Source organism: Lewinella sp. JB7 (assembly GCF_024297185.1).
Classification (GTDB): Bacteria; Bacteroidota; Bacteroidia; order Chitinophagales; family Saprospiraceae; genus Neolewinella.
The window spans coordinates 395,894-412,920 of sequence record NZ_JANCTD010000001.1 but is presented as its reverse complement, the minus strand read 5'-3'; the positions used below and the strand labels follow the sequence as shown (position 1 = coordinate 412,920).

The following is a 17,027-nucleotide window of genomic DNA, read 5'->3' as shown; positions in this document are numbered from 1 at the left end:
AAAAGCAACGGGCCAACTTTGGTTCGCTTACTTGTAAAAGTAGATGTTGCCGTAGCCCGACCAGGCCGTCGTATCCCGGCTGGAGGTGCGCGATTCGACCCGGAGGGTATGTTTTCCGACGGGCAACCGGTGAGTAGGGATCATGTAGAGCAGCCCGTGTTGTTCCCGTCCGCCGTGAAAGTAAAAAAGGGGATCGACCGCGCGCGTAGGCTCTCCGTTCAGGAACACGCGGTGTAGCCGCCCCATAGCGGCCAGCGTGGCCGGATAGTCGGCACGGTCGTTAAACATTCTGCCCGCGTAAATGCCGCCGCGCAGTTTGACGCCCGGGTAGGCGGTTTCGGTCAGGGTGGGAGCTATCTTTCGGATGACCGGGTCGTTGATGGACGGCAGGTAGGGAATGAACAGTTCCAGATAATCGTGTTCCGGATATTTGGAGTTCAGGGTCGGTCGGTGCAACTGCGCGGCCAGGTCGGTTGCGGTATCGTCGTAATTGTTTGTAGCGATGGCGTAGTGACTGTCCCGGGCGTACTCCGGCTGGAAACTTCCGTTTACGTACTGAACGGATACGGCCGCCATGGCCAGGAGCACGAAAACGGGCAGCAGGCGGGCCAGCCGGCGCCCGAAGCGATTATCTACCAGGTTATGGTACAGGGGTCGGTAGAGATTGGCAAGCGTGATCCAGCCCACGAAGCGGTAGATGGGATAGAAAGCGGCGGCCGTGTAGCGGTTGCGCTTCAGGAAACCCAGGGTGATAAAGTCGATAAAGAACAGGATACCGGTAGGCAGGGTGATCAGCCGGCCCAGTCCGCTGCCGCTGAACAGACCACTCTGGTGCACCTCCTGGCCGAAGAGCCAACTGATGGCGAACTGGAGCGAAGTGGTGAACAGCCCGAAGGCCGTAACGCTGAAGAAGCAGAAAATGATGAGAAAGGCTACCGAAAACACCACGCTGCAGAGGCGTTCCAATTTTTCGAGGTAGTCGTCGAAACTACCGATGCGTCGCCGGAGAAAGCGGGTATACCGCGGGCGGTAGCCAAGCGCCGCGTAGTCGATATCGCCGGAGACGTACCGCAAACCGATGGCGGCGATCCAAATGCCCCGCAGTAGTACGTGGATGACCAAACTGGTGATGAGCACCGAGTAGGCGGTACGCATGATGTAGTAGGTGATCGCGAGGGGTTGCCAGTGGCTGGCATCGAGGAGCAAGCGTTGGACCAGACCGTTGAGTCCGTTCAGGGATTCGTAGCCGGCGATCAGCAGAAAAATGGCGAATCCGCTGATGAGGAGTTCGAGCTGCCAGCTCTCCTGCTGTAGGTTATCGAACCACCCCTTGAGTTGGGATGGTCGGTCCTGATCACTTTGCTCTTCTCCTGATTTCATGGCACCCGCGCTCCGCCGCCCTACTCTTCCAGTGCGGCCACCTTGCCCATCCGGCGCAGCTGGCGGGGCAGTGCCTGGTACTCCGCTTCCACGAAATTGTCGAGCAGTTCGGTGGCCAGGGCGATGCCAATGACGCGACCGCCGAGGCAGATCATGTTCATGTCGTCGTGCTCGACCCCCTGCCGTGCCGAATAGGTTTCGTTGATGAGGCAGGCGCGCACGTTTTTGATCTTGTTGGCGGCAATGCTGGCCCCTACCCCACTGCCGCAAACGGCTACGCCGCGGTCCACCTCGCCCGCTCCCACGGCCCGCGCCAGTGGAATGACGAAATCTGGGAAATCGTCCTGGGCGTCGTAAGTATAGGCGCCGAAATCACGGACGGTGTAGCCCTTGTCTTCCAAATATTTCTGTAGTTGCTGCTTCAGTTCGATGCCGCCGTGGTCGGTTGCGATGCCAATGGTCATGGACTCGGATTTAGTGGATAGGGCCTAAAATTACCTTGTGTGGGGCGTAAACCTTATAAAAAGTACACACCTTTGCTAGAGAAACCCCTACCTATGGCCAGTACAGTAGAACCCCATATCCTCGTCATCTTCGGTGCTTCCGGCGACCTCGCCCAACGCAAGCTGATCCCGGCGGTCTACGATCTGTACCGCGGGGGCTACCTCCCGGAACACTTTGCCCTGCTGGGGGCCAGCCGTACCGACTACAGCGACGAGGACTTCCGGCAAAAGGTGGTTTTCGAAAACGAATTTTTCGACGAGGAAAAGAAGCAGGAACCCAAACTGAAGGAATTCGCCAAACTGCTCTTCTACCAGGACCTGAAGCGGTACGACGGCGAGGACGACATCAAGAAACTCAAACAGCGACTACAGGATCTGAGCAAGGAGTTTACCACCGGTAATCGCTTCATCTTTTACCTGTCGACGCCACCAAAGCTGTACAGCACCATACCCAAGGCCCTGGCCGCGTCGGGACTGAATAAGCCCGCCGACGGATGGGCCCGCATCGTGATCGAAAAGCCCTTCGGTTACGACGAGGCCTCCGCCAAGCAACTGAACGAGGAGATTCAGTCGGTCTTTCCAGAAAACAACATTTACCGCATCGACCATTACCTGGGTAAGGAAACGGTGCAAAATCTCCTGGTCACCCGTTTCGCTAACGGCTTTTTCGAGCCCCTCTGGAACCGGAATTACATCCAGTCCGTCCAGATCACCGCCGCCGAGACGGTGGGCGTGGGCAGCCGGGGGGGATATTACGACGAAAGCGGTGCCCTGCGCGACATGATCCAGAATCACCTCCTGCAGGTACTGGCCCACGTGGCGATGGAACCACCCATCCGCGCCGATGCCTACTCGATCCGGGGAGAGAAGATGAAACTGTTCCAGTCGCTTCGCCCGATCCAGGGGGAGCAGGTAGCCCAGCAGGTGGTCCGTGCCCAGTACACCGCCGGACATACCAAGGAGGGCGACGTGGTAGCCTACCGCGACGCCGAGGGCGTACCGGACGACAGTATGACCGAGACCTACGTCGGGATGAAGTTCTTCATCGACAACTGGCGCTGGGCCGGCGTTCCGTTCTTCATCCGTACGGGCAAATGCCTGCCGCTGAAGGTCACCGAGGTCGTCATCACCTTCAAGAACCCGCCCCAGGCCATCTTCGCGTCGTACGACGATTACGCCATGAAGTGCGACAACCAGCTCATCATTCGCATCCAGCCCGACGAGGGCATGGCCATGGAATTCGGCATGAAAGTGCCCGGTGAAGGGTTCCGCGTAAAGAACGTCGACATGGACTTCTTCTACCGCGACCTCACGACCAAGGACGTACCGGAATCCTACAGCCGCCTGCTCCTCGACTGTATGAAGGGCGATCCCACCCTATACGCCCGCGGCGACAGTGTCGAAGCGGCCTGGGGATTCGTGGATCCCATCCTCGAGGCCTGGGAAAAGAACGAAGCGCCGCTCGTCATGTACGAAGCCGGCACCTGGGGACCGACGGAAGCCGATGATCTCTGGGACGGCGTCGGCAATACCTGGCGCAATCCCCCGGAATCACTGACGGAGGATAAGCACTACACGAAGTTGTGAGGGTAGGATGAGTGAATGAGAAGTTAGTGAATGAATGAATGTTAGGATTATTGGATGGCAGGATAAATCCTGCTGTAATTCATTCCTCCAATCCTGCTTTAATTCAATCCTTCAATCCTGCTTTAATTCTTTCCTCCAATCCTTCTTTAATTCATTCCTTCGACCCCCCCCCATTCAATTCTCCCATGACCACAGACGTACTCATCATCGGCTCCGGAATTGCCGGCCTGAGCACGGGCATTAAGTTAGCGATGCTCCGGCCGGAGCTAAAGATCGACGTGTTGACCAAGGTCAACGAGCGGGAAAGCAACACCAGCTACGCGCAGGGCGGAGTCGCCGCGGTGTGGGACCACGGCACCGACAACTACGAAAAACACATTGCGGACACCCTGGATGCCGGCGCCGGCCTTTGCGACGAGCACATCGTGCGCATCGTGGTGGAGGAAGGTCCCGAGCGCGTGGAGGAAATCATCGACTGGGGCACGCGTTTCGACCTCGACCAGTTCGAGAAGTACGACCTCGGGCGGGAGGGCGGTCACTCCGAGAACCGCATCCTGCACTATAAGGACCTCACCGGCTGGGAGATCCAGCGGGCCCTGAGTGCCAAAGCGGCCACCCTCGACAATCTGGTGGTGCACGAACACTACTTCGCCCTCGACCTGCTTACCCAACATCACCTCGGTCACATCGTAACCCGGCTGACGGAGAACATCGAATGCTACGGTGCATACGTCCTGAATAAGGAAAACTGGGAGATCAGCACCATTCTGGCCCGCACGACCGTCCTCTGCGCCGGCGGCAACGGCCAGATCTACCGGAGCACCACCAATCCCATCATTGCCACCGGAGACGGTCTGGCGATGGCGTACCGGGCCAAGGTGCACCTCGAAAATATGGAGTTCGTGCAGTTTCACCCGACGGCCCTGTACAACCCGGGGCGGGAAAAGCAGGCCTTTCTGGTCAGCGAGGCCGTTCGGGGTTTCGGAGCCATCCTTAAGCGGCCGGATGGATCGGAATTCATGCACGACTACGACCCCCGGGGCTCTCTGGCCCCCCGCGACATCGTGGCCCGAGCCATCGACAACGAGATGAAGCTGCACGGCGTCGAGTTCATGTGCCTCGACTGCACCCATCTGGACAAGGAAAAATTCATCGCTCACTTCCCGACGATCTACGATAAGTGCCGGGAGATCGGCATCGACCCCATGCACGACCTGATCCCCGTTACCCCGGCTTGCCACTACATGTGCGGGGGGGTGAAGGTAGATGAGTTTGGCCGCAGCTCCGTCAATCGCCTCTACGCGGCGGGGGAATGCACCAGTACGGGACTGCACGGCGCTAACCGCCTGGCGAGCAACAGTCTGCTGGAAGCCCTGGTCTTCGGTCACCGCATCGCCCATTCCATTGCGAGTAACATTGATCACGAGGATTTGCGGGAAGACATTCCGCAGTGGGAACGCACCGGCACCACCGAACCCAAGGAACAGGTGCTGATCACCCAGAGCATCAAGGAACTCAAGGAAGTGATGTCGAGCTACGTAGGCATCGTGCGCAGCGATAAGCGCCTGAAGCGGGCCCGGGACCGACTCACCCTTCTACACGACGAAACCGAGGAACTGTACCGCCACAGCCTCGTAAGCCCTCAGTTGTGCGAACTGCGCAACCTCATCACCGTGGGCTACCTCGTGACCAAAGCCGCCTCGCTCCGCAAGGAGAGCAGGGGGCTTCATTACACTACCGATTACCCCGAGCGAGCGGACTTCGTACAGTACTCGGTGCTGTAGACCTGAGACGGGGCGGGCGGAAAGCCTTGCAAAGCTGACAACTTGGGGTTATTTTGAACAACCGTAGTGGCTGCCTACTGAGCGCTGTCCGACAACGTTCGGATGTCCGGTCGGTTACCTGTCCGTCTGCACGGGATAAACAATTGGCCGATTCTCGAGGCCACTTACCCCGGTACGATGATGCGCTACGTACATTTCATAGTCCTGTTATTGCTGGCAGCTTGCACGGAGTCGGAAGACCAAGCCGGCGATCCGCCGTCGCCCTACGTGGCGGAGACCGGAGCTCCCTTACCCGTGCGTCCGCAGCGGGTTCCGCTGGTCGTCACGGAGGTTCACCCCGATAGTGTCGTTGCCGCCCGGGCCCGGCCGGTTTCCGGACGCCCCCGGGTGATTCCGGGTCCCGAGAACGTTCGGGCGGCGGGGCTACCCCGCATAACCGAGATTACGGTACCGCCCGTCGTCATCCGCCCCGGCACTGAGGGCGTTCCGCCTCCCCGGGTCGTGACCGCCCACGCCACCGTGCGTCCCGCCATACAGCGGCGACCCGAACCAACCCCCGCCCCGGGATTGACGCGGAACGCCACCGGCCATTTTCAGTTTCTGGACGCGGGAAGCCTCATGAACGGCGGGCGGATTTACGCCATCGTGCAGGACCGAAGCGGCAACATCTGGTTCGGGCAGGACGGGGGCATCAGTAAGTACGACGGTAACCACATCACGAACTACACGACGGAACAGGGCCTGGGCGTAACCTGGGTAAGAAGTATGTTCGTGGACGAGGCCGGAAACCTCTGGATCGGCGGCGAACCGGGCATCAGCAAATTCGACGGCCGCACCTTCACCAATTTCGCCACGGCGGAGAACATCGGCGACAATCTGGTGCTCACCCTCACCGGAGATCGTCACGGCAACGTATGGGCGGGCACGCGGGAGGGCATTAGGCGGCTCACGCCCGCCAGAGACGGTAAGGAGGCTACCTTTACCCACTTCACGATCCGACAGGGGCTGAGCGATAACAACATCAAGTCCGTCCTGGAGGACCGCCGGGGTAACCTGTGGTTCGGCACCCTCAACGGGGGTGTGATCAAGTATGACCCGGACCGTTCGGCGGCGGCCCCCTACGGCTCCCTGACCCGCTACAGCACCGCGCAGGGGCTGGTAAATAATCACGTCCTGTCGATCCACGAGGATCGCAACGGCCGGCTGTGGTTCGGCTCCGGGGGCGGCGGCCCGTCCTTTGACGTCAACTTCAGCGGGGACGAAAGTGGAGGGGTCGACTGCCTGTACCCGTCCCGGGACGGCCACGGCGACACACTGGCGCACTACGGACGCTCGCAGGGTCTGGAGGGCCAGGTGATCACCGACATTCACGAGGATCGGACGGGCAACCTCTGGTTCGCCACCGCCGACGCGGGCGTCAGCAAATTGCACGATGCCGATGGTGACGCGCCGACGTTCACCAGTTTCACTACCCGACAAGGACTATCGAACAACGACATCACCAGCATTCACGAAGACGGGCAGGGGAACCTGTGGTTCGGGTCGGGTACCAACGGCGCCATCAGGTACAAACCCGGCATCCAGTACTTCACGCGGGATAACGGCTTCACCGCCGGGAACGCCTACATGATCCAGGGCGACCGTAAGGGCAACGTTTGGATCGCCACGAACGGTGCCGGGGTTTTCCACTACGACGGCCGCGACTTTACCCAGTTTACCGAACGGGAGGGCCTGGCCGGCGATGCCGTATTCGCCGCCGCCGAGGATGCCGAGGGGAATCTATGGTTCGGCACCAACGGGGGACTGAGCCGCCTGGATCCCGAAGCTTACCGCGGACGCGGCGCTTTCACCACCTACACTACCCACCAGGGCTTGCGGGGGGATGTACAGTTTTCCCTGCACCGGGACGATAACAATGCCCTCTGGATGGGCGGAATTGGGATCGGAATCACCCGCCTGCTGCCGGGCGAACACGCCGGTAAGCCCCGCATTACCCACTACACCATACCCTCCGACCCGACGGGCACCCCGTCGGATCCCCAGTACCGCGCGTGGGTGAACGCCGTCGTGGATGACCGCCGGGGAACGCTCTGGTTCAACGCCCGTCACGTCGGCCTCTTCAGCGTCGATACCACCGGCGAACAGATGGTTGCCGACCACTACCGCGGGCTCATCGATACGGCAACCGAAAGTCACCGGGTGTTTGCCATCACCCCAGACCGGGCCGGTTCCCTTTGGTTGGGAACCCAGCAGGGCTTACGCTACTACGACGGTGCCGACTTCTACCCCTTCCCGCTGAACGACCAACTAGGAGCACCACTATCCGTGGTCCCCGACGGGCGCGGAAATATTTGGCTGGGAAGGCATCAGGGACTCACTTTGCTGGCTCCCGCGTCTCCCGCCAAATCAGAATCGTCCGCCCCGGTACCGGGGACCGTGTACCGCAATACGCCCTACGCCAAGAACGACGGCTTACTGCACCTTAATTTTTGGCGGGGCGCGTACCTGGACCGGAAGCACCGCCTGTGGTTCGGCACGGGGGAGTCGTTGACCCGCCTGGATCTGAACGAATTTCCCCTGCCCTCCGGCAGTCCACAAATCAGCCTGAATTCTGTCGACATCAATCAACACTTCATTGATTATCACCGGCTTTCGGACACGACCTACTTACGCAGTCTGCCCTTCGGCAAACGCCTGGCGCGCTCAGTAGGACCGATTGCCGCCTCCGCCAATTATCCCCGGAATCTCTCCCTGCCCAGCCGGCTGAATCACCTCAACTTTCGTTTTTCGGCCATCGACTGGAGCGCGCCTCACAAGATCCAGTACAGCTACCGGATGGAGGGCTTAGATGAATCCTGGAGCATCCCCTCCCCTTCTTCCACCGCCGAGTACCGGAACTTACCCTACGGCACCTTCACCCTGAAGGTGCGCGCGATCGGCGAAGGATCGGCCTGGAGCGACCCCCTGGCGTATACCTTCACGATTCTCCCCCCCTGGTACCACACCTGGTGGGCCCGCCTCGGCTACGGTCTGGCCGGAGCCTTCCTTCTGTTTCGCTTCGTGCGGTGGCGCACCGGACGCCACAAGCGCCGCCTGCGCATCCGGGAGCGTGAACTGGCCCAGGAGCGACTGATGACGGATCGGCTTCGGGAGATCGATAAACTGAAGGATCAGTTCCTGGCGAATACGTCCCACGAACTGCGGACCCCCCTCCACGGAATCATCGGTCTGTCCGAGTCCCTGTACGAAACCGCCGGTACGGTATCGGCCGAAAAACAGCGCGTCGATCTCGGCATGATCATATCCTCCGGTAAGCGGCTGAACCACCTGATCAACGACATCCTGGATTTTTCCAAGTTGAAGAACTCCGACCTCACCTTGCAGCAAAAACCGCTCAATCTGCGCATTATCTGCGATATCGTATTTCACAATAACGCCCCCCTGATGGGCGGGAAGACGCTGCAACTCTGTAATGATATTCCCCCCAATCTTCCGGCCGCCCTGGCCGACGAAAACCGGATGCAGCAGATTTTTTATAACCTGGTCGGCAATGCCATGAAATTTACCGAACGGGGTCACATCCGGGTAGGGGCCGTGCTCGTCGACGACCTTATCCGGGTGGAAGTCGAGGATACCGGAGTGGGCATTCCGAAGGAAAAGCACCAATTCCTGTTCACGGAATTCAGCCAACTCGACGGAGCGGCGAACCGGGAATTCTCCGGTACCGGCCTGGGACTCAGCATCAGCAAACAACTGGTGGAGTTGCACGGGGGTACCATGTGGGTGGAGAGCGAAGTCAACCGGGGCTCGACCTTCTACTTCACCGTACCGACGGCCGGGGACGCCGTAGCAACGGGACCTGCTGCGTCCCCTCCCGTCGCCGCATCCGTTCCGGCACCGCAGCCTTCTGCCGTGCTGCCGGCGGAAGGCAGGCCGGGCGATGTCCGCATTCTAGTGGTGGATGACGAGCCCATCAACCAGCAGGTGATGTGCAATCACCTGTCCCACCAGGGATTTCACCTGACGCAGGCGATGAACGGAGAAGAGGCGATCCGTACCATTGAAGAACATGAACCCTTCGATCTGGTACTGCTGGACGTGATGATGCCCCGCATGTCGGGCTACGAAGTCTGTCAGAAACTGCGGCAGACTTACTTGTCCTCCGAACTGCCCATCATCATGGTGACCGCCAAGAATCAACTGAAGAACGTCGTCCAGGGGCTGGCGCTCGGGGCCAACGATTACCTGCCCAAACCCTTCCACAAGCAGGAACTGCTGGCCCGCATCAATACGCAACTCGACCTGCACCGCATCTTCAAAGTAGCCGGCAAGTTCGTACCCAATGCCTTTTTGCACTCCCTCAACCGCAACCGCCTGACGGAGGTGGTCCTGGGCGATCACATCGAACGCGAAGTGACCGTGCTCTTCACCGACATTCGCGACTACACCACACTCTCCGAGGCCATGACCCCAGAGGAGACGTTCATGTTCGTCAACGACTTCAACGGGCGCATCGGCCCCGTCGTCCAGCAGCACCACGGCTTCGTCAATCAGTATCTCGGCGACGGCATCATGGCCATCTTTCCCCGCCACTGTCGGGATGCGCTGGATACGGCCATCGCCATCCAGACCGCCATTCATAAACGGAACGGCGGTCTTCCCAGCGACGGCCAGACTCCCCTGCGGGTGGGCACGGGCCTGCACAGCGGTCCCCTCATTATGGGCATCACCGGCGACAAGGATCGCATGGACGCTACTACGATCGCGGACACGGTGAATACCGCCTCCCGCATCGAAAGCCTGACGAAGTACTACGGCGCTTCCATTCTGCTCAGCCAGGATAGCCTCGACCGCATCGGGGATACGGCGGCCTACCACCTCCGGTACCTGGGTAAGGTAGTGGTGAAGGGCAAACGGGATCCCATCGGACTGTACGAATGCTTCAACGGTGACCCGCCGCGCCTCCTGGAAAAAAAGCTGGTCGCCCAGGAGGTATTCGAGCGGGGGCTAGCCCATTTTTACGACCGCGACTTCGCCGCGGCCGTAGCGGCCTTCGATCAGGTCCTGAAGATCACTCCGGACGATCAACCCGCCCGACTGTTCCTGCACCGAGCCAGTAAACTGCTCGTGCGGGGAACCGACCAGGGGTGGACCGGCGTGGAGGTAATGACCTTCAAATAAATTCCCGGCGGGGACGCGGGAGCAGAGTATGAGGACCCTTAGTTATAGCCGGGGTTCTGCTGCAAATTGGGGTTAGCCACCGTTTCCCGGGCGGGGATCGGGTACACCAGTTCGTTGGCGTTGTAGGCGAAGTTGCCCACGCTGCCCTGCAGTCGCTTGATGTCGTGGATCCGGAAACCTTCGAAAGCCAGTTCGCGGCGGCGTTCGGCGAGAATGTACGTCAGGTCTACTTCGTCCAGATCGTCGAGACCGGCGCGGTTGCGCAGACGGTTGATGTCTTCCACGGGCGTGGCTCCCGTATCCGTGCCGAGGCGTTCGTTGGCTTCGGCCCGAATCAGGTACATCTCCGCGAGGCGCAGGAGGCTGATGTTGGCGAACTGGTTATTGAACTTACCGGTGTAATTGACGCCGCCCCGCTCGAAAAAGAGCGCGAGCCGGGCGTCATCTTCCTCGTACAGCGCCAGGTGGGAGGGCAGTACTTCGATGTCACCGTCGCGTCCGCCGAACTCGGGTACGGAGTAGAAGGTCGTCAGGTTATTGACCCCGTCCTGGGCGCTGACCTGGATCGCGAAGATGTCTTCGGTCGAGTTGCTGCCGTTCATGAAGGCGGCCGCGTAATTGGGGGCCAGGGAGTAAAATCCGCTTTCGATCACGGCGTTGGCGGCATCGCGGGCGTCGGCGTAGCGGTCCATTTGCAGGTACACCCGGGCGAGCAGGGCCGTGGCGGCCTGCTTCGTCGCGAAGACGCCGTTGGAGGTCGGGAGCAGATCGGCGGCCGTAGTCAGGTCGTCGATCACCTGGGCGTACACCTCCTCGACGGTGGCGCGGGAAACGTTACTCTCTTCGCTGATGCCCCGGGTGGGCGTCAGGACGAGGGGCACGCCGAGCTGTCCGTTCGTCTGTCCGGATTCGTAGGGCAGGGCGTAGAAGCGGACGAGGTCGAAGTAGATCAGTCCGCGGATGAAGCGGGCTTCCCCCTCGACGCGACCGCGATCGTCGGCGTCCACGACTTCCAGGGCGGAAAGAACGTTGTTGGTGATGTTGATGGTCTCGTAGCTTTCGAGCCAGGTGGCTTCCGCGTCGGCGTTTCCGGTACTGATCTGTTTGCGCGCGATCTCGTCCGGGCTGTTGAAGGTACCCACGAAGAGGAGCTCACCGGTGCCCCCGAGCAGGTCGGCGTCGCGGAGGTTGTTGCCTCCGTAGAGGTCACCGTCACCCAGCTGATCGTAGGCTCCGATGAGGACGGCCTTTACGGTGGGGTCGGAACCCAGGGCGACGTCTTCGCCGATGCTCTGGGAGGGTTGGAGTTGGAGTTCGTCGCTACAGGAAACGGAAAGCATACCGAGCCCCAGCAGCGTAACGAGGATTGAATATTTCATGATGTTCGTTTGGGGGATGGGGAGGATTACAGGCCGACGTTAATGCCGAAGATGATGGTGCGGGGCTGGGGCGCGGTGTAGAAGTCCACGCTCGTGAGCACGTTGGGGGAGTCGTCGGCCAGGAAGTCGGCGGCAACCTCGGGGTCCCATCCGGCGTAGTTGGTGATGATGGCCAGGTTCTGGCCGGTGACGTAGAAGCGAAGCCGGTTCACGCCGATGCGGTCGACGAGGGTCGTCGGCAGTTCGTACGAGAGGGTGACCGTCTTGAGGCGCACGAAGTTACCGCTGCTTAGGTAGCGGCTGCTGCGTCCGTTATCGGCGTTGCCCCAGAAAAAACGGGCTTCGGGTACGTCGGTGATCGTGTTCTCGGGCGTCCAGGCGTCGAGCTGATCACGGGTTTGGTTGTCGAACCAGCAACCCCCGCAGCTCTGAAAGACGCCGGCGGAATTATGCACCTCGTTGCCAAAGCTTCCCTGCAGGAAGACGTTGAGGGCCACGCCCTTGTAGCTGAAGTCGTTGGTCCAGCCGGCCAGCGTGGTCGGCAGGGCATCGCCCAGGACCACGAAGTTGGCTTCGTTGGCACTGTTGGTGGTGGCTCCCGGATTGATGATGTTGCCGTTGTCGTCGGTTTCGTTGATGTAGTACAGGCCGTCTCCGTTGGCGGGGTCCACGCCGGCGTATTCATAGCCGTAGAAGGCGCCGATGCTTTCGCCCACCTTGACGACGTTCATGTAGCGGCTGCCGCCTTCGTCGATGATGTCCTGTCCGTCGGCGAGGGAGAGGATCTCGTTGTCGTTGTAGGCGAAGTTGGCGCTGGTGCTCCAGCCGAACTCCCGGTCGAAGACCACGGCGTTCAGCAGTACTTCCACGCCCTTGTTGCGGAGCTCGCCCACGTTCTGGAACTGGGTCCGGAAACCGGAGGTGCCGGGGACGGGGACGTTGAGGAGGAGGTCGTTGGTGTTCTTGACGTAGTAGTCGACCTCCCCGCTCAGTCGATTGTTGAACAAGCCGAAATCGATGCCCACGTCGAACTGCGCCGTCTCTTCCCACGTGAGGTCGGGGTTGGCGATCTGGCTGGGCCCGAGTCCGGAGGTAGCGGCGTAGCTGGACGCGTCGTACAGTCCCCGGCTGGCGAAGTTGTTGATGTCGGCATTCCCCGTCAGTCCGTAGCTCGAGCGGAGTTTCAGGTAGCTGACGGCGGAGTTGTCGGTAAAGAAATCCTCCTCACTGATTACCCAGCCCGCGGCCACCGCGGGGAAGAAGCCGTACTGATTGTTGGTACCGAAGCGGCTGGATCCGTCTAGGCGTCCGCTGATGCTAAAGAGGTACTTACGGTCGAAATTGTAGTTGGCGCGGCCGAAGTAGCTCAGGAAGGTAAATTCGGTGAGCTCGGTGAAGCCGGAAGTGATGTCGGCGGCACTGGCGATGGTCCGCAGCTGGTCGAGGGGGAACTCCTGGCCTTCGACGAAGATGTTCTCCGCATCCGATTTCTGGAACTCGATGCCGCCGACGAAGTCCACGTTATGCCCCGCGGCAAAGTCGCGGTTATAGAGCAGCAATGCCTTGGTGTTGTAGTTGACGATGTTGCTCCAGCGGCTGTCGGCGAATCCATTGGTGCTTTCCCCGCCGTCGGTAAGGCGGCCCAGGAAACGATCCTGCTTGATGTTGGCGACGTCGACGCCTGCTTCGGCGCGTACGGACAGTCCTTCCAGCAGGTCGAACTCTCCGAAGACGTTAGCCAGGGTACGGTAGCTGACGGACTTCTTTTCGCTGTTTTCCAGTTCCACCAGGCCGTTGTAGTAGGTCGTGACGGGGCGGTCGAACAGCTGGCCGGGCGCGAAGCCGTTGTAGTCCTCTCCCGTCGTATTACGCACGGGAGTGATGGGTGACAGGGCGATCAACTGCAGGGGGGTGCTGAACTGGTTGTCGTTGCTCACCCGGCTGTTGTCGGAGCGGCTGAGGCCGAGCCGGAGCCCGTAGCGGAAGCGATCCGATGCTTCGGCATCCAGGTTGAGGCGGGTACTGAGGCGCTGGAAACCGTTGTCGACCAGGATACCATCCTGGTCGGAGTAGCCGAAACTGGCGTAGTAGGTCATTTTGTCGCTGCCCCCGCTGGCACTCAGGTCGGCGTTGCGGCTCTGGCCGGTGCGGAAGGCCTGGTCTTCCCAGTTGGTATTGGTTTCGTTGGTGCGCCAGTCGCTGGGGCCGCTGTAGCGGTCGAAGCGTCCCTCGACGAAATCCAGGTACGCCTGGGTGGTGTTTTCGAGGGTGTAATCCTCCTCGGCCAGGCCGAACTCGTTGAGCCCGTTGTTGAAATCGTAGCGCGCGCCGCCCCGGGCGGTTTGTTGGAAGAAGGAAACGAACTCCTCGGCGTTCAGAAATTCCTGGCGGCGGCTGGGTTCGCTGCTGCCGTAGCTGACGTTGACGTTGATCTTGGTGCGCCCGCTCACGCCTTCCTTGGTGGTGATGAGGATTACCCCGTTAGCGGCCCGCGAACCGTAGATGGCGGCGGAGGAAGCGTCCTTTAGGATCTCGATCGACTGGATATCGTTGGGGTTGAGGTCGGCCATAAAGTTTTGGCTGCCGGAGCCCGGACTGCTGAAGGTGCCGCTGGTGATGGGCACTCCGTCGACGACGTAAAGGGGGTTGTTGCCGGCCGAGATGGAGGAGCTTCCCCGTACGCGGACGTTGATGCGCCCGCCGGGCTTGCCGCTTACGGCCTGGACGAATACCCCGGCCGTACGCCCCTGAATGGCCTGTTCGGCACTGGTGACGGGCAGGTTTTCGATGGCGTCCCCCTCGATCTGGGCGATGTTGCCGGTCAGGGTGCTGCGGATCTGTTTACCGTAGCCGACCACCACGACCTCCGAGAGCTGGGCGGCGTCCTCGTTCATGACGATCTCGAAGGTGGTCTGGCCGTTCAGCGGAATCATTTGGGTTTTGAAGCCCGTGTAGGAGACTACCAGTTCTTCGGTGCCGGCGGGGACGTTGAGGGTAAAGTTGCCGTCCAGATCGGTCACCGTTCCGCTGCTGGTCCCCTGGGCCAGTACGGAAGCGCCGATGAGACCCTCGCCGGTTTGGTCGGTGATGGTACCGCTGACGGTAGTTTGGGCCGTCAGACAGAGGGCAAACCCCAGGCTATACAGGGTGAGTAGCAGTCTTTTCATGTCAGGTGCGAATTAATGAACGGCCGAAGGTACGGGTACGCCCAAAAGCGCGAAGATCAAATCCGCCGGTGTTTTGTGACGGTTAACCGACTAGAATGGGGGGTATTCCTACGATAAGGGGTTGATTGCTTATCGATTGCGACCGGATCGATCTGGCTTGTTCACCTACGTTTACTGCTCCCGCGTTCCCCGCCCACCTAACTGCCGTACACCTCCAGCAGCGCCTCCAGATCGTCCTTGGTATTGGCCTCTTCAACCGGTTTGTCGTGACGCCAGCGCAGCATTCGCGGGAACCGGAGGGCCACGCCCGATTTATGGCGGGTACTCCGCCGGATACCCTCAAAACCGATTTCGAAGACCTGCTTGGGTTTGACGCTGCGCACGGGGCCGAACTTCTCGACGGTGTTGCGACGCACCCAGGCGGTGATCTGGTTGAATTCCTTATCGGTGAGCCCGCTGTAGGCCTTGGTGAAGGGTACGAGTTGGTCACCGTCCCACACGCCGAAGGTGAAGTCGGTGTAGAGGTTGGCCCGCCGGCCGTGACCGCGCTGGGCGTACATCATGACCGCATCGATGGTGAGGGGATCCACCTTCCACTTCCACCAGTCGCCCTTCTTGCGGCCCTGTTTGTAGGGACTGTCGCGTCGCTTGAGCATGATACCCTCGCTGTACTTTTCGCGGGCGGTTTCCCGTTCGGCGGCCAGCTCGCCCCAGTCGGTGAAGGGGAAGACCGGGGAAAGTTGCAGGATGCCCTGGGTGTCGTATTCCTCCACGATCCGTTCGAGCAACTCCCGGCGGCCGGACATGGGCAACTTACGGATGTCGCGCCCTTCGTATTCGAGCAGATCGTAGCACATGAGAACCACGGGGGCCTCCTTGAGCAGTTTTTTGCTGACCGTTTTGCGGCCGATGCGGGTCTGGAGGACGTTAAAGCCCAGCGGGCGACCGTCCTTAAAGGGAAGGATCTCGCCGTCGATCACGGTACCGTTGGGAATGGCTTCGGCCAGGATGTGGTACTCGGGGTACTTATCGTTGACGAGCTCCTCTCCCCGCGACCAGATGAAGGCCTGGTCGTCGCGCACGATGAGCTGGCCCCGGATGCCGTCCCACTTATGTTCCGCCTGCCACTCAGAGGGTGCTCCGAGTTGCTCGGCGGGTTGCTCGAGCTGGTAGGCGAGATAGAAGGGATAGGGGCGGGAAATGTCGTCGGTGGCCGATTCGCTGTGGATCAGCTCCTCGAAGGTGGTATCGTTAGGGGTCCAGTTGCCCATCAGGCGGTGGGCCAGGTTGGTTTCCTCGATGCCGGTAGCCTGGGCCAGGGCACGGGTCATCAGTTTCTGACTGACCCCCACCCGGAAATTTCCGGTGATAAGTTTATTGAACAGATAGCGTTCGGTGGTGCCCAGTCCGCGCCAGGCTTCCTGTACCGCTTCCTTCTTGCCGGCTTCGTCGTACCCGGCGAAGCGTTCGATGTAGTCGATCCAGTACGTCAGGGTATGATCGTAATCCGCTTCGGGGGGCGGGAGGATGAGCGCGATGGTTTCGGCCAGGTCGCCCACCACGTGGTAGCTTTCCTCGAGGATCCAGGTGTCTACGCCGCTGAGTTCGGAGGCCCAGGCACGCAGCAGTTTGGAGTTGACGGTCCGGCGCGGGCGGCGGTGGGACAGAAGGGCTACGGTCCAGAGTTTATCCTCATCGGCGACCTGCAACAGGTAGTCGGCGAGGGCTTCCACCTTGGTGTTGATCTTGGTGGTGCGGTCGAGGCGGCGGAAGAGTTCGGCGAAGTTCTTCATTTTCTACCCGCGGATTTTAGCAGTCCGCCGCGTTGGCCCCCCGGCCCCCAGAGAGGGGAGGACGCGGCTACATCGGTGACCGGGAGACTGGCTTCCTCCCCCCTTGGGGGTTGGGGGGCAAAAGCCAGACGGGGTACGGAAATTTCACGGTGGAGTGAGGGTCGCGTTGCAACACGCCGCGTCTGGCCCCCCGGCCCCCAGAGGGGGGAGGACGCGGCTACATCGGTGACCGGGAGACTGGCTTCCTCCCCCT

The 17,027-nt window shown here is 60.7% G+C and carries 8 protein-coding genes; 3 read left to right on the top strand and 5 right to left on the bottom strand.

The window, feature by feature from the left end; genetic code table 11:
- Positions 1 to 27: 27 nt before the first annotated feature.
- Together NMA52_RS01585 and NMA52_RS01580 are read right to left on the bottom strand one after the other, a co-directional pair.
- On the bottom strand, positions 28 to 1,380 hold the full coding sequence (locus NMA52_RS01585) for a hypothetical protein (protein WP_254825875.1): 1,353 nt from the start codon (positions 1,378 to 1,380) through the stop codon (positions 28 to 30).
- Positions 1,381 to 1,400: 20 nt separating this feature from the next.
- Positions 1,401 to 1,844, bottom strand: a complete 444-nt coding sequence (locus tag NMA52_RS01580) for an RpiB/LacA/LacB family sugar-phosphate isomerase (RefSeq protein WP_254825874.1) — start codon at positions 1,842 to 1,844, stop codon at positions 1,401 to 1,403.
- A gap of 93 nt (positions 1,845 to 1,937) precedes the next feature.
- On the opposite strand from NMA52_RS01580, the gene zwf reads away from it, so the two are divergent.
- From zwf to NMA52_RS01565, 3 genes are all read left to right on the top strand, one after another.
- On the top strand, positions 1,938 to 3,470 hold the full coding sequence (zwf, locus tag NMA52_RS01575; RefSeq protein WP_254825873.1) for a glucose-6-phosphate dehydrogenase: 1,533 nt from the start codon (positions 1,938 to 1,940) through the stop codon (positions 3,468 to 3,470).
- A 185-nt stretch (positions 3,471 to 3,655) separates the two neighbouring features.
- Positions 3,656 to 5,254: an L-aspartate oxidase gene (gene nadB / locus NMA52_RS01570; RefSeq protein ID WP_254825872.1), complete on the top strand. Its 1,599-nt coding sequence runs from the start codon at positions 3,656 to 3,658 to the stop codon at positions 5,252 to 5,254.
- A 177-nt stretch (positions 5,255 to 5,431) separates the two neighbouring features.
- On the top strand, positions 5,432 to 10,435 hold the full coding sequence (locus tag NMA52_RS01565) for a two-component regulator propeller domain-containing protein (protein ID WP_254825871.1): 5,004 nt from the start codon (positions 5,432 to 5,434) through the stop codon (positions 10,433 to 10,435).
- A 38-nt stretch (positions 10,436 to 10,473) separates the two neighbouring features.
- Here NMA52_RS01565 and NMA52_RS01560 read toward each other — a convergent pair whose 3' ends face one another.
- The 3 genes from NMA52_RS01560 to NMA52_RS01550 all read right to left on the bottom strand — a co-directional run bounded on the left by NMA52_RS01560 (position 10,474) and on the right by NMA52_RS01550 (position 16,774).
- Entirely contained in the window at positions 10,474 to 11,814 is a 1,341-nt protein-coding gene (locus NMA52_RS01560; protein ID WP_254825870.1) for a RagB/SusD family nutrient uptake outer membrane protein, read from the bottom strand.
- A 26-nt stretch (positions 11,815 to 11,840) separates the two neighbouring features.
- Positions 11,841 to 14,981 carry a TonB-dependent receptor gene (locus NMA52_RS01555; protein WP_254825869.1) on the bottom strand — a complete coding sequence of 1,047 codons (3,141 nt, stop codon included), beginning with the start codon at positions 14,979 to 14,981 and terminating at the stop codon, positions 11,841 to 11,843.
- A 197-nt stretch (positions 14,982 to 15,178) separates the two neighbouring features.
- Positions 15,179 to 16,774, bottom strand: a complete 1,596-nt coding sequence (locus NMA52_RS01550; protein WP_254825868.1) for an ATP-dependent DNA ligase — start codon at positions 16,772 to 16,774, stop codon at positions 15,179 to 15,181.
- Between the last annotated feature and the right edge of the window lie 253 nt (positions 16,775 to 17,027).

Excerpts from the sequence above, each read along its gene's own strand:
- NMA52_RS01550 (WP_254825868.1), bottom strand. The coding sequence starts at position 16,774 with ATGAAGAACTTCGCCGAACTCTTCCGCCGCCTCGACCGCACCACCAAG.
- nadB (WP_254825872.1), top strand. The coding sequence starts at position 3,656 with ATGACCACAGACGTACTCATCATCGGCTCCGGAATTGCCGGCCTGAGC.
- NMA52_RS01585 (WP_254825875.1), bottom strand. The coding sequence starts at position 1,380 with ATGAAATCAGGAGAAGAGCAAAGTGATCAGGACCGACCATCCCAACTC.
- NMA52_RS01555 (WP_254825869.1), bottom strand. The coding sequence starts at position 14,981 with ATGAAAAGACTGCTACTCACCCTGTATAGCCTGGGGTTTGCCCTCTGT.
- NMA52_RS01580 (WP_254825874.1), bottom strand. The coding sequence starts at position 1,844 with ATGACCATTGGCATCGCAACCGACCACGGCGGCATCGAACTGAAGCAG.
- NMA52_RS01565 (WP_254825871.1), top strand. The coding sequence starts at position 5,432 with ATGATGCGCTACGTACATTTCATAGTCCTGTTATTGCTGGCAGCTTGC.
- NMA52_RS01560 (WP_254825870.1), bottom strand. The coding sequence starts at position 11,814 with ATGAAATATTCAATCCTCGTTACGCTGCTGGGGCTCGGTATGCTTTCC.
- zwf (WP_254825873.1), top strand. The coding sequence starts at position 1,938 with ATGGCCAGTACAGTAGAACCCCATATCCTCGTCATCTTCGGTGCTTCC.